Here is a 14,807-nt window from a genome sequence, read left to right on the forward strand (position 1 = left end):
GCAAACGGGAAAATATGCACTCCCTCGCCGCGTGAGATACACAACGAAAGCAACAGAACAATGAGCAATAAGGTCCGCGTTAGCATCAAGATGGTATTTCCGGATATTATAGCAAGTTTTTCAACGATGAGCAGTGCCTGGCAGCAGCCGCTCCATAGCCTTAATAACGTATTCGGGCGGAACTGAGAGAATGCATCGCGGCTCACCGTATTCCTTGCACACATAGCCGGGACACGGCTGGCAAGCGAATTCACTGAAGACGAGCTCGTTTGGTGCATCGGTCCAGGGCCGCCAATGGTCGCGGTTCGAAGAGCCGAAGATAACCACAGAAGGAGTTTTGACCGCGGCGGCGATGTGGGCGATGCCGCTATCATTTCCGATAAAGATCCGCGCACGCGCAGCAAGAGCAGTTGTCTCCGGCAGCGTAAGATCATTGAATGTGGTAATTGGAACCTTCGACGCAGAGACGAGTTCTTCAAGAATGCCCGCTTCGTCTGTCGAAGCCACGGCAATGGTGGCTATGCCTAACGAGCCAAGATATTCTGCCGCTCGACCAAAATTTGCCGCGGGCCATCGCTTTGTGGGGAAGGCTGCCGCCGGATGCATCAACGCAAAGGAAGCTGCCGAACCGCTAATCCCAATACGTTCTAACCGATCTACGACCGACTCCACCGCATTTGCGTTGATCGGAAGCCGGCTTTTTGGACGATCTTCGACCGGAATGCCTGCATATCCAAGCAGTGCAAGCTGTTGCTCGGCGGAATGCGTCGGCGAGCGTTTCCAAAAGTCGGCTGAGGATGACAGCGAATGAGTGTAAAGCTTGGCGTACCGGTAATTTGCATATCCAATGCGGTGCCGAGCTCCGGTCGCGCGCGTCAGAAATGTCGATGTCGTGCCACCGTGCAGATTGAAGGCGACGTCGTATCTGGTTTTTCTGAGCTGTCGGGCAATCTGAAATCGTTCCGGGCCCGATCGCCCTACCGAGACCACATTATCGAGATGTTCAGATCCATCGAGCAGCGGTGCGACCCAGTCTTCGAGAAGAATGTCTATGCGTGCAGTAGGAAGAAAGCGTCTTAGGGCGATCAGGGAAGGCGTTGCGAGTACCGTATCGCCGATCGAGCGGAGACGCACGACAAGAACGCGCTCAATGGATTGCCAATCGATCTGCATATCGGACGCGGACATTCGCCATTTTCCAACGTCCGCCATTCATTGTCCAATCTTATTCGGCCACGGTGGCTTCGTCGATAAGCATTACGGGAATGTCATCACGTATCGGATAGACCAGGCGGCATTCTGGATTCTGACAGGTTAGGTTTGTCTGCTCGTCATTGATCTTGACCTCAGACTTGCAATTCGGACAGCGTAGGATCTCAAGTAATTCAGGGCTTAGCGGCATTTTTTATTTGCTTGATGGTTCAAAGAAGGCCAAAGTTTTGGTCGGACCAAATTCCCGGCCTTCTCTTAGGAAACTATATACTGCAGATCAATCAGCGTCGGCGGTCTTTGTGCCGCATTCCGGACAGAACTTGCTTCCTGCGCTAAGTTCGGCACCGCATTCAGCATTAGAGCATTTCTGCTTTTCCTGTGACGTTCCGCATTCGCTGCAGAATTTTGCCCCTTCGCGGAGTTTCGCTCCGCACTTCACGCAGGGTACCTGCGTGATCTCCATTTTCTCGCCGCAGTCGGAACAGAATTTCGATCCGGCCGCATTGCCTAAGTCCTGTACTGTCTTTTGCACAGCCTGTTGACAGAAAGATTCATCACCAATGTCACCCGCAATCGCTATACACTTGCGACCTTCTTGTTCTACTAACCGCTGAGTTTGTTTCGCATCTTCGTGTTCGTTCAAGTAGACAATTGCGACATCAGCACCTTCTTTAGCATAGGCAATGGCCACAGCTCGACCAATTCCACTATCGCCGCCGGTGATCAGCGCAACTTTGTTCCGTAGCTTATCGCTACCCTTGTACTGCTCATCCTGTGATTTGGGTTGAGGCGACATTTCAGCTTCAATTCCAGGCCGTTGCTCCTGGTGCTGTTTAGGCTGTAATTGCTGCGTTGATTGAGACATAGAATCCTCCTCTTTCCTAATGTGACTCTGGAGTTTATTTTGTGATTTAAGATCGGCTGACAGAGTATGGGAAGAGCAGGGTTAGCAAATTGGTAGTTGATTTGCGCCAAATCTCGGCAACACCTGCTCTACAAATCATTAAAATTGCTCAAATAGAGCCTGCTCAACGGTGGCATTACCACGCAGCAGGACTTTACCGGTTTGGAGATCAAAATCCTTGAGCTGCATGGCAAAGCCGTCCATGTCAAAATTGCGCAAATCGAGTAGCTCGACGATCTTTTCTAACAGTGCTGTTACTACCTCAACCGAAAGTTCAGGCACTTCTGCTGAAATAATTTCTAGCCCAATCCGCTGTCCCCCGTCAGCTAAAAATGGTTTCACTACCGCCGACAGTTGCTTAGCTTGATCAAAACTTGGCGAATTCAGAGCTGTGTCAATCACCATCTTGCCATCCTCAGGCAATTGCAGCTTTGTATCTTCAAGGGTGATCGCTAAAGATTCTCCCTCGACAGTCACTTCTAGAGACTGCATTTTTTGCCGCAAAAAATCAGAGTTGAGGGCACGATTTAGATCGGCTTCAGTCAAAAGCACTTGGACTTGGGCATTTGTTGACTCCGTTAGCTCAATTTGACCTACCATCGCCTTGAGGGGGTTAACGGCCACCGAGTCCGTACTGACCCCCAGGGACTCAACTCGCAGGTCCTGCTTCATTGTTAGACCCTCACCGCTGATGGCCACCGAATCTAGCTTACCCTGCACTAGTTTGAGAGGATCGGTTTGGATGTCTACGTCAATTTGGTCTGCTTGATCGAGCTGGCTGGTAATGGCAACCTCAGCAACTTTATCGAGTGCTTGCTCTCCTAAATTCTGCTCACCGCTCATTCAGTTCTATCCTTCAGTATCTAAATAGATGGTCACTTCTTAAACCAGTGTGGCGAACCTCTCTATGGTCGCCATCGCTCCAAAAGGATAGAAGTGGTTATGCATTGATCAAGGTAGCTCATTCCGGAGACAGAATAGTGGGCATTAAAACACCATCAATCACATGAATTACACCGTTATCGGCCAAAATATCGGTTTGGACAACTGAAATATCATTGACTTTGATGCCATTCTGCTGCTCTACAATCACCACCGATCCTTCCACGGTTGGGGCTTCATGAATCTCGGCTAGATCATCAGAACGGACATCGCCGTAAAGGACATGGTAGAACAAGACCTGCTTTAGCTTAGAAGGATCTTGTTTTAGATCGTCCAGGATGCTGTCTGGAAGTTGGGCGAATGCCTCGTCCGAGGGAGCGAGTACCGTAAATGGACCTGGGCTTTTGAGGGTGTCAGCTAGTTCAGCGGTTTCAATTGCATTGAGCAAGGTTTTGAACGAACCAGCTTGGGCAGCAGTTGCTAAAAGATCAGCCATAGTAGATTCTGACAAAGTTGAAGAGGTGCTTTTTCAAGAATTACGGTGTTTCGGGCTGTGACACATCCCTCATAAGATAGGCTCTTTGTTAAGATTACTGGGAGATTAGATGATTAAGAAATCAGGCAAAAGAGCTTAGGAACTCTTCCTTTCGAGGGATTCAGGTTTTACTGTATTCTGATGAGCCTGACAATTAAAATATAGAAGTTAAGTTTAAGTACACTATTTAATCAATAAGACAGTTTAACATTTTTTAATTATTTTTAATCATTTATCGAATCATTAACGAACACGATGATGCGGAGCTGAAAACATTAAGCTGAAATCTATAGGCTCCGCTTCTACTATTATGTTGACGTTATCTAAAGAAAATATAAAGTTGCAGGCATCAGCACAGAACAAGGAAGATGCAATTCAACAGGTAGGGAAACTGCTGGTGCAATCGGGCTATATGCAGGCCGACTATGTTGCTAGCATGCTCAGACGGGAACAGGTCGCTAATACCTATCTCGGTAACGGCATCGCAATCCCCCACGGTTTGCCAGACGATCGGACTTTGATTCACCAAACTGGAATTGCGGTGTTGCAGCTTCCTGCTGGCGTGGAGTGGAATGCGGGTGAGGCGGTTCGTCTAGTAGTTGGCATCGCCGCTAAATCCGATGAGCACCTAGAAATATTGGCCAACTTGACCCATGTGCTGGGAGACGAAGCCGCGATTCAGCAGATGGCTACCACCACCGAACCGTTTGAGATTATTCGGCGGTTGACGCAGCCATCGGCTTCTAGCTCAGGGCCAGCATCAGAGCCAGATTTGGCTCATGCGGTTGAGGTCGAGCTGCCTCCTGGTGCAGGACTGCACGCCCGGCCGGCTACAGTACTGGTGAATCTAGCCAAAGAATTCCAGTCCGAGATTCGAGTTCGCTACGGCCAGCAAACCGCCAATGCCAAAAGTTTGATTTCCTTGCTGAAGCTGGGAGTCGAGGGTGGGCAAACGATGCAATTGATGGCTGACGGTGCGGATGCCACAGAACTTCATTAGCCTGGAAAAGGCTGTAACTCCTAAAAAAATCAAAATTAAAGATAGATTGAAGTTTGCACCATTAACCCATCAACTGATTGCAGGTTTAGCTATCTTGGGCATTGCACAACCACCTTGGAGTAGCAGGGTATGATCGCTGTGATCGGTAAATTGGTGCACAAAGTTCAACGTTGGTTCCGTCAGTTTTCCAGAAATTCCTCTAGGCCACAGCTTCCCGCTAGTACTGCTTCATCCGATTCTGTTGCTGCAAACTCTTCGGTTTCAGAAACGCTGACTTTAGAATTACTTGAACCAGAGGTGCTAGAAATTGCAGCAGCGCCTGACCTTCTGCCGTCGCCGCCTGCTCTACCCGAATCCTCAGCTTCAGCAACGGACGATCTGGCGAACCAGATAACGTCAATCGAGCCAGGGCTGAATGAAGCATCTGCTGATGAAGCCTCTAGAGCATCGACGCTGGAGTCCACCTATACGCAGCTATCCAACGCGCTGGAGATGGCCTGCACTGAACTTGATTCTCTAGTTGCTATCTACACTGAGCTATCCAAAGCTGTAGCTGCCAAAAAACCAGCGCTGCCGGAAGGGACTCCTGATGTTTCTGGCCAAATACCAGCCCAAATACCAGACCAAGTACCTGAACTGGTGTCTGAACCAGTGCCTGAATCTATCTCTAAACCAGTACCTGAACAATTGGTTGCCGAGAAATCCCGATTGCTGCCAGTTGGGAATGTAAATACAGATGTGAATCAAGATAGGGCTGCAGAACCGTTTGCTTTGGCGTTACTAAAGTCTCTTGCAGAAAATCTTGCACCTGAAACTCCTTCTATGCCACACACTCAAGCTAGCCGGCCTATTGCTGAACTCGAACAAGCGGTTGAACAAAATCCAGATTCCTTTTCAGCCCACAGCAACTTAGGGCAGGCACTCCTAGAACAGGGAAAGGTTGAACCCGCCATCGCAGCTCTTCAACGATCGCTAGACCTCAATCCCGACTTTGCCCTGACCCATGAGCGGTTGGGTTTTGCCCGCCTGCAGCAGAAACAGTTCGATGCGGCCATCGCCGCGTTTCAGCGAGCGCTAGAACTAGCTCCGACTGCGGTAGTCAGTCAGGATGGAATGGGGCAAGTGCTGTTGGAAACAGGCCAGCTCGATGCTGCACTCAACTATTTCCGTCGTGCCCTTGAGTTAGATCGCACTTACCTTCCTGCGCTTTACAATTACGGCCTTGCTGCGCTGCGTAAAGGGGATCTAGATATTGCGATTGAAATCTTTAATTACTTCACGAAACGCTCTCCCGAGGATGCTAAAGCTTATGAAAGCTTAGGACGGGCCTACTTACGTCAGCAGCGATTGGCCGAGGCTATTGCTGCCTTTCAACGGGCTGTCGAGCTGAACCCAGAAAAATTCTGGGCCTACCAAGGGTTGGGAGAGGCTTGTTTGCAGAATCAACAGTTAGATGCAGCACGGCAAGCGCTCCAACAGGCCACTGCGCTCAAACCTGACCTAGCTCCAGCCTACAATGCTCTAGGGCAGGTGAACTTACAGCAAAAGCAGTTGGATCAGGCGCGGCAAGCATTCCAACAGGCGATTCAGCTCGATCCCAATTTTGTGCAAGCCTATAGCGGTCTGGGGCATGCTAGCTTACAGCAGGGACGGTTTGACGAAGCACAGCAGGCATTCCAACAGGCGATTCAGCTCGATCCCAATTTTGTTCAGGCTCATAACGGTCTGGGCCATACCTATTTGCAGCAAGGCCAGCTTGATCAAGCCCTAACTACCTTTCAGCGCATTGTCGAACTGGATGAAAAATGGCCTGCTGGCTACAACGGTTTAGGACGGGCCTATCTGCGCCAAGGGCAACTTGATGCAGCGATTGCTGCCCTGAATCGAGCGCTAGAATTAGATCCCAACCACGCTCCGTCTCGGACTTTGCTGGAGCAGGCCAAGGCTAGGGCCAATGCGGTAACTGGATGATCAGCCTCAGCCTCCCCCGTTTCTGCTGCTAATCGATTACTATTTTTGAAAGCAGCGATCTGATGCCAGAGGAGCAACACAGTGATCATTTCCCATTCCAATTACCTATCCTGGTTTTGTGCTGCTCTGTCCAGATTCAAGCATAAACTTAGCTCCCTGTTCTCTCTGTGTCTCTGTAGTTGCATAATCTGTAGTTGCATAATTTTATACCTCTGGTTAGCCCTGCCTCTGGCAAGTTGGGCTGCCCCAGCCGCCAACGCTAACCCATTCTTTCGCCTGGAGGATTTACCGGCGGAGTTTGTGGTAGCCTCTGATGCAGAAGCCGAGAGCTGTCAGATGGCGGGTGAAAAGTCGGCGTTTGTGCTGAAGCAGCAATCCCAACTGGTTGAGCTGATCTGTGTGTCGTCGTTTTCCCTAGCGGCGGTGAGTCCAGATCCGGATCAGGTAGATAAGGTGCGACAGGTTTATGATGCAATTTTGCAGAATCCTGAGGCGCTGGTCGAACAGGCGCAGTCGATGGGGGTAGAAGGAGTCAAGACACTGTCCCAGCTTCAAGACATCGGTGATGTGGCCAGCGGGTTCAGCAAAACCGAACCAGAAATTGGTCAAACAGATGTGGTGCTGTTTCGCCGGGGAGATCTAATCAACTCCGCACTAGTGCGATACCAGGTAGGACAAGAACCGCTGATTCCGCTGAAGACGGTAGCCCACAAACTGGACCGCCACATAGCTGAATTGATGACCTCTAGGGCTAATCCAAATTAGTAACTGCATTCGCTCTTTTTAGCTCACGAGTTAACCAAAACGTTTTGGTTAGGTTGAAAGGCAACCCGACGGCAAATTAATCAAAATGATCGAAAGCGATAGCGGGTTTACCAATCTTGCCTTTAGCCCCAATGGTCAAACCTTTGCTTCGGTGGATGCGAATGGAGCGGTGAAGCTATGGCGATCTGATGGGTCACTCCTGACTACCTTTCAAGGACACAATGGCGAGATTCGAGGCGTGGCGTTTAGTCCAGATGGTGAAACGATTCTTTCAGCCAGTTTAGACAAAACAGTGCGGTTCTGGAAGCCTGGAGGAATGCCATTTCTCACCCTCCTTCGCCACCCCGCAGAAGTGAGTGGATTAGCGGTTAGCCCCGACGGAGACCGGATTGTGACAGGCACCAGTAGCGGCAAACTTTACCTGTGGGATCAAAAGGGAGGATTGCTGCAATCGATCGATGCCCACGACTCTAAAATTCAGGACATTGCCTTTAGTTTTGATAGCAAAGCGTTTGCCACAGCCAGTTGGGATGGCACCGTTAAGCGTTGGGATCGCAATGGCACGTTACTCAACGTATTGCGCGGCACAGCGGCTAACTTGATTCCCAAACGAACGGTTGCCTTTAGTCCCAATGGGGCTTACCTCGCGGCGGGGGATTTCAATGGCGGCAAATTCACGATCTGGAATCAAGCTGGAACCCTGGTGAGAACGGTGTCGGCCTGCTCTTCGATCGTGGGCGGAGTCACATTCAGCCCCGATAGTCGAACGATCGTCACCGGATGTAACGTCAACCAGATGAAACTGTGGAGCCTGGACGGTCAACTGCGGCAAGTCTTCAACGGTCATCAAGGTATGGTGCGGGCGGTTGCGTTAAGTCCAGATGGAACGCAGCTTGTTTCTGGCTCTGTGGATAGTACTGCCAAGTTGTGGCGATCGGATGGTACATTGTTAACCACGTTTGCAGAACACAAAGCACCGCTTTTAAGTGTGGCTTACACCAGCCATGCTCGCTACGGAGATGGTTCGAGTGGCGTTGATTCGGGAAGTACCTTGATTGCATCTGCGTCCGGCGATCGCACCATCAAACTGTGGCAACCCGACGGTACAACTGTCGCAACCTTAAACGGACATTCCGGAGCCGTCAATAAAGTCGCGTTCAGTGCAGATGGTCAGCAGGTGATTTCCGCCAGCGCCGACAGTACCGCGATCATCTGGGATCTCAATACCATCGTCAATTCTGGAAATATGTTGAAGCTTGGCTGTGAGTGGATTGCGGGGTATCTACACAATAATGCTAATTTACCAGAGAGCGATCGGACTATCTGTGATGCAGCCAGCGATGTACCCTAAAAACTTTCTAATTTCTGCTTAACTTCTCAAGTTAGGGTTAACTTCAGCCTCCAATTCGTTAGGTTATGTCAGTATTGGGGTATTGATCTGAGTTTCACTCCAAGCCAGGCATTTCCTGGAAGAGAACGAATTATCGACTCGCAGGGCTTAGCGACAACAACTGCGATTCACAGTTCAGCACTGACATTTGAACTGTAACGTTAACGAGGAATAAAATTCATGGCTAGATTCACCTATAACCGTCTCGACAAAAACAATGCGGCTGTTTTGCTGGTCGATCATCAAACAGGACTTCTCTCCCTGGTCAAGGATTTTGGTGCAACCGACTTCAAAAACAATGTGCTTGCGCTCGCCAGTACAGCCAAATTTTTCAATTTACCGACCATTCTGACCACCAGCTTTGAGCAAGGGCCAAACGGGCCAATGCTGCCAGAAATCAAGCAACTGTTTCCCGATGCTCCTTACATTGCGCGTCCTGGACAAATCAACGCTTGGGATAATCAGGATTTTGTCAAAGTCGTTGAGGCAACGGGCAAAAAGCAGCTAATTATCGCTGGCATTGTTACAGATGTTTGTGTTTCATTCTGTGCTCTGTCTGCTGTCGAAGCAGGCTATGACGTTTTTGTAGTAACGGATGCATCTGGCACCTTCAACGAAGTCTGTCGCGATGCTGCATGGAGTCGGATGTCGAGTGCAGGAGTTCAACTAGTGAACTGGTTCAGCGTCGCGTGTGAACTGCATCGCGATTGGCGCAATGATGTTGAAGGATTGGGCAGCCTCCTGGCAGGTTACATTCCTGACTACAAGAATTTGATGACCAGCTATTCAGCAATCCAGAATGGCGCAGCGGCAACTCCTGAAAAAGCGCCTGCACCCAGTCGGGGCTGAGGGGATAGGGTGTGTTCTCTATGCATCCTAATTCCCTTGCTGCAATCGACCATCAGCCCTAATCCTTATCTTCTACTTAACTTCTCACATCAGGCGTTTAACTTCAGACTTTGATTCATGAGGTTATACCAGTATCTGGTTAATCGATCGATGTCCCATGAATCCAGTTTAATCTCCCGATCCAGAGCAGGTTTTGATTTCTGGTTGTACCGACGTGTAGCTAGCAGTGTTCTCTATGGGCGACTCAACTACATTGCTTTGTCCCAACTTAGTTAAGTTGACGTTGTTCTCGCTGATGTTGTCTCTAGGGGTAACGCTACGGTTAGAACAAATTTTCTTGCTATGGCAAAGACCGGGACTCCTCAATCGTTCTGTCTTGGCAACGATCGTTGTCGTACCCATGTTAGTGTCACTGGTGGTCTTTTCTTTTCGGCTACCACAAGAGGTCGAGGTTGGGTTAATTTTGATCGCGATCGCCCCTGGTACATCGTTAACGCTTTATTTGCCCAGACATAACCGGGCACAGTCCTACGCCATTGCATTGCAAGCAACAGTTTCTCTGCTGGCAGTGATTACCGTTCCAATGACGATCGCCATTCTGCAAGAATTTTTCCCACCGGAGGACCGCGTCTGCCGCTGTCAAACCACTCAATTGTTCTTGGACCGAAGCAGCCTGAGCATAGCGGCCAGCATTCTGCAGCAAGAACCAGCCAATTAACAGCGTCCAGATGCTACCAACATTGCTGATGCCCAGCAAATTCAACAATCCCAGCGAAATTCCAACCCAACCTAAAAACTGCCCAGCTCGGCTAGCAAAGGCAATACCTTTGTATGGCTTGCCAGTAATCTTCCAAACTAGCGCCTTCAACACGTTGCCACCATCCAACGGCAGACCAGGCAATAGGTTAAATAGAGCCAAGACCAAGTTGATTAGCGCTAGCGAACCCACCACAGCAGCTAGAGGGGCAGACAAACTAACAGAGGTATTGATCACAGTCAGCAGACCAAACAGCACCAAGCTGACTAACGGCCCCGCAATCGCTACCCAAAAGGCTTCAACCGGAGTTTTCGATTCTTCACCCAGGCTGGCTAAGCCACCAAAAATGAACAGCGTGATGGAGTTAACCGGGATTCCTTGACGCAGCGCTACTAGACTATGCCCCAGCTCATGGGCCAGGACGGAGGCGAACAGCAGCAAAGCGGTCACCAATCCCAAAAGCCAGGCACCTCCACCCAGGTAAGGAAATGCAGCACCAAGCTGCTGGCCATAGTTCCACGTGATCAGGGCTAGAATCAGGAACCAGGAAAAATTGACATAAAAAGGAATACCGAATAGGGAACCGATGCGAAGGTTGCCATTCATGGAATTCACCTCCAGACCTGACCTTGATCAGGCAAATTTGATGTTCAGTTTATTAATTCGCTATGTTCCCATCGTAACGGAATGTAATGACAAGTTAATCGTTGTTTGGGCAGAGATTCCCGCTAGCAGCAGTGCGGTCTTCCCACCTATAGGTGGAGATAGAGGGCCATATCAACCCCTATAGGCAGCAGGTTGCCTTTTTGAGTACGGCTGTCCCTACCCAAACCGGACGGCTTGCCCCAGACAAAGCAGAAACCACTTTGCTACTCTCTTAAAAGAGTTTTTGACAGGTGGTTGAAAATTTTGTAACCGGACAGCGGCCCTGAGAATTCGCCAGGTAAGGTGAATTTCAATCCGGTCCACTCCAGCCCTTCATCTAGGAAAATCCCAGCTAAGCGTTGTATTGATCCAGTATTCATCCACCCAGGAAGATTACCGGTGCATCACCGATCAAATCTTCAGCGGCTGATGGCGCGTTCCATCGGTTTTGGCAGGTTTTCGCTTGATTGACTTCTCTTGTTCACCATTTCTCTTTAGAGGTTATTCCCATGCTTCAATCCCCATTTCAACCCACTCATTTGTTGGTATCGCGGGCGCGTCAAACCCCTGTGCAGCTGATTCCGTCTGAACATGGCTGCAAAATTATCACTGAACTGGAATGGCAGCGCGGTCGGGAACCTGCGTTTGAGATTCGCCCCAAGCAAGGGTTCTTTTGCCAAGGCATTCCGGTGGTTGGGTATAGCTTGCAGCCACTGGCTGTCGAGGCACCGGCCCAACCAAAAGCCGAATCCATTTCTGCTTAGCATCCTGCTCAAGACTAACCGATCTAGCTGGTTCAGACCTGGGCAGCCGTTCGATCTGACTTTCGTAAAGGTTTGAGAAAAGGTTAAAACTAGGCCAGTATGCGGCAATTAACGATACTAAATACTAATCAGTCAGCCGGATCAATCCGATATCGGCTAGTACTGCTGCAAAATGTTCTTAGTTTGTCCTTTGCTATTTACGAGGTCTAGTCAAGATGGGACTGTTTTTTGATGTATTGAGTGCGATTAATAATCCGAATCAAAACGCTAGTGTAGATCAACTGAGTTCAATCACCGGTACAGTCCAGCAGCTAGCTGCTAGCAACAATATTGAACCATCGGCCATGCAAACGGTGATGTCTAGCTTGGGAGGGGCACTGCGACCAGCGCTCCAGCAACAGGCAAGCAGTGGAGGCTTGGGTAGTTTGATGGGGCAGCTTGCCTCTGGCCAACTCACAGGCGGTACTAGCAGCTTTGGTGGCCTGTCTTCACTGTTGACACCACAACTTCAGCAGCAAATTGCAGACGCTGTTTCGCGCAGAACCGGCATCGGAGCTGGTACGATTCAGTCCATGCTGCCCGCGCTGATTCCGGTGGTGATGCAGTTACTGAATATGGGTGCCCCCAAGTCAGGAACAGGAATGAGTATGGGCGGGCTAGCCAGCAACCCATTGCTCACCACCTTCCTGGATAGCGATCGCGATCAGGACGTGGATCTAGGAGATGTGTTTAGATTTGCGACTCGATTTTTGAATCCTCCACGCTAGCCAGCAGTTTTGGCCGATTCTATTAGGATTGGCCGGGTCTGACTTTGTCAAATTTTGTCTGATTGCGCTTCATGTTGCCTGATCTTCAATGGTCCTCCTACATACATAAACAGAAATTGGGTAGAGCGATAGAATCCTGGCTACACAGCCTCCATCGTCTCTACCCAAACAGCTTAAATGAGCAACTTAATTCATCAGTCCAGTAGCCAATAACGTTGGCCCTAGCGGGGCGGAATATGGACCGGAGCCGAACGCGCAATGCGCAGCCAGCGCCCGTTATTCGCCAAATAGCCAATTTCGGCTACATACTCGCCTATATCAGGCACTGTGACATGGCGATCCCGGTCGGTTTCTTCGCAGTTGAACTGTTGGATACTGTGGGGCGCTTGCCGCTCCAGCTCGATGCCCGTGACATCGCAGATCCGCAAAATAAAGCTTTCTCCACCGTGCTGCTTGGCAATTTCCTTATGATGCTCCAGCACATCCCAGTAGGTTAGCATTGATTATTTCTCACCAGTTTGATCAACCAGGAATTCATTTCTTTACGCCCAATGAATTGTCTCAGCAACTTGCTTATATTCACCATCCGATTGGCAAAATAATTCAACCCCATGTACATAATCCTGTTCCTCGGCAGGTGGTGTATACCCAGGAAGTGCTATTTATCAGGAAGGGAAAACTGCGAGTCGATTTTTACAACAATCAGCAACAATATCTTGACAGCCGTGTTTTGGAAACCGGAGATGTAGTTTTGCTGATTACAGGAGGTCACGGATTCGAGGTTTTAGAAGAAACTGAAATGATTGAAGTCAAGCAAGGTCCTTACGTCGGTGAGGAAGACAAGACCCGATTTCAAGGCATCACAGCAAAGCAAGCCAAGATAGTCAAGTAAGTTATGCACCCAATTCCAGTCAACGAGCCCCTGCTCAATGGTAATGAAAAGCAATATTTGCTGGAATGCATTGAAACTGGCTGGATCTCCTCAGAAGGCCCATTTGTTAAGCAACTTGAAGAGCAATTTGCAGCACGAGTAGGGCGGCAGTATGGCATTGCAGTAAGTAATGGCTCAGCCGCCCTTGATGCAGCTATTGTAGCCCTTGGTATTGGTGCTGGTGATGAGGTTATTTTACCAACATTCACCATTATTTCCTGTGCCGCAGCAATCGTCAGGGCAGGTGCTATTCCAGTAGTCGTCGATTCTGATCCAAGCACCTGGAACATGGATGTGCGTCAAATTGAAGCCAAAGTTACTCCACGTACCAAGGCTATTATGGCAGTTCACATCTATGGCTTACCTACGGATATGGACTCCGTTCTTGCCATTGCGGATAAATATGGTTTAGCGGTGATTGAAGATGCGGCAGAGATGCATGGTCAGACCTATAAGGGTCGCCCTTGTGGCAGTTTCGGGCAAATTAGCACATTCAGCTTTTATCCCAATAAGCACATTACTACAGGTGAAGGAGGGATGATTGTCACAGATGATGCTCATTTGGCAGAACGATGGCGATCACTGCGCAACCTCTGCTTTCAAACCCACAAACGATTTGTCCATGAAGAGTTGGGTTGGAACCTACGCATGAGTAATGTGCAGGCAGCGTTAGGAGTTGCTCAATTAGAGCGACTGGATCAGTTCATTACCCAAAAACGCTGGATGGGGCAACGCTATACCAATTTACTGTCAAACATAGCTGGACTCCAGCTACCTCTCTCTCAGACAGACTATGCCGATAATATTTATTGGGTCTATGGCTTGGTTCTAGATGACCAGATCCCGTTTGAAGCAGAAGCAGTAATGTATCGTCTAGGGCAGCAAAAAATTGGCACCCGACCATTTTTCTGGTGTATGCATGAGCAACCTGTATTTAAGAAGATGGGATTATTTGAGGGAGAATCTTGCCCTGTTGCCGAAAGGTTAGCACGTCGAGGCTTCTACATTCCTAGTGGATTAGCTTTAACTGCAGAACAGATTGAACGAGTGGTAGAAGTTGTGCAAGAGGTCGTAAAATGAAAGGCTTAATCAAAAAAATTCCATTAGTAAAGAAAATCCATCGTCAACCGCAAGAACAGAAATATAGGGAAAAGTTTGCCTCAGACGCCTACGGCTGTTTTTGGGGTGTGTTTGAAACAATTGAGCAAGCTAAACAAGCAGCACCTAAGACAAAAAGTATTGGGTATGACAATGCAGAGTTACACAATAATATCAACACATGTTGAAAACTGATAACTGGGAAGGTGCTAATCGAGCATTACCATGTATTTAATAAAGTAGATTTCATCAAAGATATGGAAGAGATTGATTATGAATTAGTTGATATTTGGGAGGATAGGATCGACTCCTGTAAAATTCCTTTCTACCCGGAGCA

At 49.0% G+C, this 14,807-nt stretch carries 17 protein-coding genes and 1 pseudogene; 11 read left to right on the top strand and 7 right to left on the bottom strand.

Annotated elements, in window-relative coordinates; genetic code table 11:
• Window positions 1-120 precede the first annotated feature (120 nt).
• The 5 genes from JVX88_RS17870 to JVX88_RS17890 form a co-directional block, all read right to left on the bottom strand.
• Entirely contained in the window at window positions 121-1,212 is a 1,092-nt protein-coding gene (locus JVX88_RS17870; protein WP_211619516.1) for a glycosyltransferase family 9 protein, read from the bottom strand.
• A 13-nt stretch (window positions 1,213-1,225) separates the two neighbouring features.
• Window positions 1,226-1,402: a Trm112 family protein gene (locus tag JVX88_RS17875; RefSeq protein ID WP_211619517.1), complete on the bottom strand. Its 177-nt coding sequence runs from the start codon at window positions 1,400-1,402 to the stop codon at window positions 1,226-1,228.
• A gap of 87 nt (window positions 1,403-1,489) precedes the next feature.
• Window positions 1,490-2,077, bottom strand: coding sequence for an SDR family NAD(P)-dependent oxidoreductase (locus tag JVX88_RS17880; protein ID WP_211619518.1), 588 nt, complete (start codon window positions 2,075-2,077; stop codon window positions 1,490-1,492).
• 138 nt (window positions 2,078-2,215) lie between these two features.
• Complete coding sequence (locus JVX88_RS17885; protein WP_211619519.1) at window positions 2,216-2,959, bottom strand: DUF2993 domain-containing protein; 744 nt, start codon at window positions 2,957-2,959, stop codon at window positions 2,216-2,218.
• A 118-nt stretch (window positions 2,960-3,077) separates the two neighbouring features.
• Window positions 3,078-3,494, bottom strand: a complete 417-nt coding sequence (locus JVX88_RS17890; protein ID WP_211619520.1) for a fasciclin domain-containing protein — start codon at window positions 3,492-3,494, stop codon at window positions 3,078-3,080.
• 349 nt (window positions 3,495-3,843) lie between these two features.
• On the opposite strand from JVX88_RS17890, the gene JVX88_RS17895 reads away from it, so the two are divergent.
• The 6 genes from JVX88_RS17895 to JVX88_RS44185 all read left to right on the top strand — a co-directional run bounded on the left by JVX88_RS17895 (window position 3,844) and on the right by JVX88_RS44185 (window position 10,226).
• Window positions 3,844-4,533, top strand: a complete 690-nt coding sequence (locus JVX88_RS17895; RefSeq protein ID WP_211619521.1) for an HPr family phosphocarrier protein — start codon at window positions 3,844-3,846, stop codon at window positions 4,531-4,533.
• A gap of 129 nt (window positions 4,534-4,662) precedes the next feature.
• Window positions 4,663-6,504 (top strand): tetratricopeptide repeat protein, encoded by a 1,842-nt coding sequence (locus tag JVX88_RS17900; RefSeq protein WP_211619522.1) that lies wholly within the window; start codon window positions 4,663-4,665, stop codon window positions 6,502-6,504.
• A gap of 300 nt (window positions 6,505-6,804) precedes the next feature.
• On the top strand, window positions 6,805-7,269 hold the full coding sequence (locus JVX88_RS17905) for a hypothetical protein (RefSeq protein WP_211619523.1): 465 nt from the start codon (window positions 6,805-6,807) through the stop codon (window positions 7,267-7,269).
• Between the two features lie 85 nt (window positions 7,270-7,354).
• Window positions 7,355-8,620: a WD40 repeat domain-containing protein gene (locus JVX88_RS17910; protein WP_211619524.1), complete on the top strand. Its 1,266-nt coding sequence runs from the start codon at window positions 7,355-7,357 to the stop codon at window positions 8,618-8,620.
• 219 nt (window positions 8,621-8,839) lie between these two features.
• Window positions 8,840-9,508, top strand: a complete 669-nt coding sequence (gene ycaC, locus JVX88_RS17915; RefSeq protein ID WP_211619525.1) for an isochorismate family cysteine hydrolase YcaC — start codon at window positions 8,840-8,842, stop codon at window positions 9,506-9,508.
• Between the two features lie 295 nt (window positions 9,509-9,803).
• On the top strand, window positions 9,804-10,226 hold the full coding sequence (locus tag JVX88_RS44185) for a hypothetical protein (RefSeq protein ID WP_410503790.1): 423 nt from the start codon (window positions 9,804-9,806) through the stop codon (window positions 10,224-10,226).
• Between the two features lie 123 nt (window positions 10,227-10,349).
• Here JVX88_RS44185 and JVX88_RS44190 read toward each other — a convergent pair.
• A pseudogene (locus tag JVX88_RS44190) lies at window positions 10,350-10,871 on the bottom strand (M50 family metallopeptidase); the annotation flags it as partial.
• A 548-nt stretch (window positions 10,872-11,419) separates the two neighbouring features.
• Between JVX88_RS44190 and JVX88_RS17925 the strand changes: the two are divergent.
• Both JVX88_RS17925 and JVX88_RS17930 read left to right on the top strand, forming a co-directional pair.
• Window positions 11,420-11,674, top strand: coding sequence for a hypothetical protein (locus tag JVX88_RS17925; RefSeq protein WP_211619527.1), 255 nt, complete (start codon window positions 11,420-11,422; stop codon window positions 11,672-11,674).
• A 215-nt stretch (window positions 11,675-11,889) separates the two neighbouring features.
• Window positions 11,890-12,441, top strand: coding sequence for a DUF937 domain-containing protein (locus JVX88_RS17930; protein ID WP_211619528.1), 552 nt, complete (start codon window positions 11,890-11,892; stop codon window positions 12,439-12,441).
• Window positions 12,442-12,662: 221 nt separating this feature from the next.
• Here JVX88_RS17930 and JVX88_RS17935 read toward each other — a convergent pair whose 3' ends face one another.
• On the bottom strand, window positions 12,663-12,941 hold the full coding sequence (locus tag JVX88_RS17935) for a DUF4912 domain-containing protein (RefSeq protein WP_211619529.1): 279 nt from the start codon (window positions 12,939-12,941) through the stop codon (window positions 12,663-12,665).
• On the opposite strand from JVX88_RS17935, the gene JVX88_RS17940 reads away from it, so the two are divergent.
• Genes JVX88_RS17940 through JVX88_RS17950 form a run of 3 tightly spaced genes read left to right on the top strand, consistent with a single transcriptional unit; the run spans window position 12,941 to window position 14,658 of the window.
• The gene (locus tag JVX88_RS17940; protein ID WP_211619530.1) at window positions 12,941-13,333 is read left to right on the top strand and encodes a hypothetical protein; all 393 of its coding nucleotides are present in this window, start codon (window positions 12,941-12,943) and stop codon (window positions 13,331-13,333) included. The genes JVX88_RS17935 and JVX88_RS17940 overlap by 1 nt on opposite strands.
• A gap of 3 nt (window positions 13,334-13,336) precedes the next feature.
• Window positions 13,337-14,452 carry a DegT/DnrJ/EryC1/StrS family aminotransferase gene (locus JVX88_RS17945; protein WP_211619531.1) on the top strand — a complete coding sequence of 372 codons (1,116 nt, stop codon included), beginning with the start codon at window positions 13,337-13,339 and terminating at the stop codon, window positions 14,450-14,452.
• A complete protein-coding gene (locus JVX88_RS17950; protein ID WP_211619532.1) occupies window positions 14,449-14,658 on the top strand; it encodes a hypothetical protein in 210 nt (69 codons plus the stop codon). Before JVX88_RS17945 ends, JVX88_RS17950 begins: the two co-directional genes overlap by 4 nt.
• Window positions 14,659-14,807 lie beyond the last annotated feature (149 nt).

It is taken from the genome of Leptolyngbya sp. 7M (genome assembly GCF_018128485.1).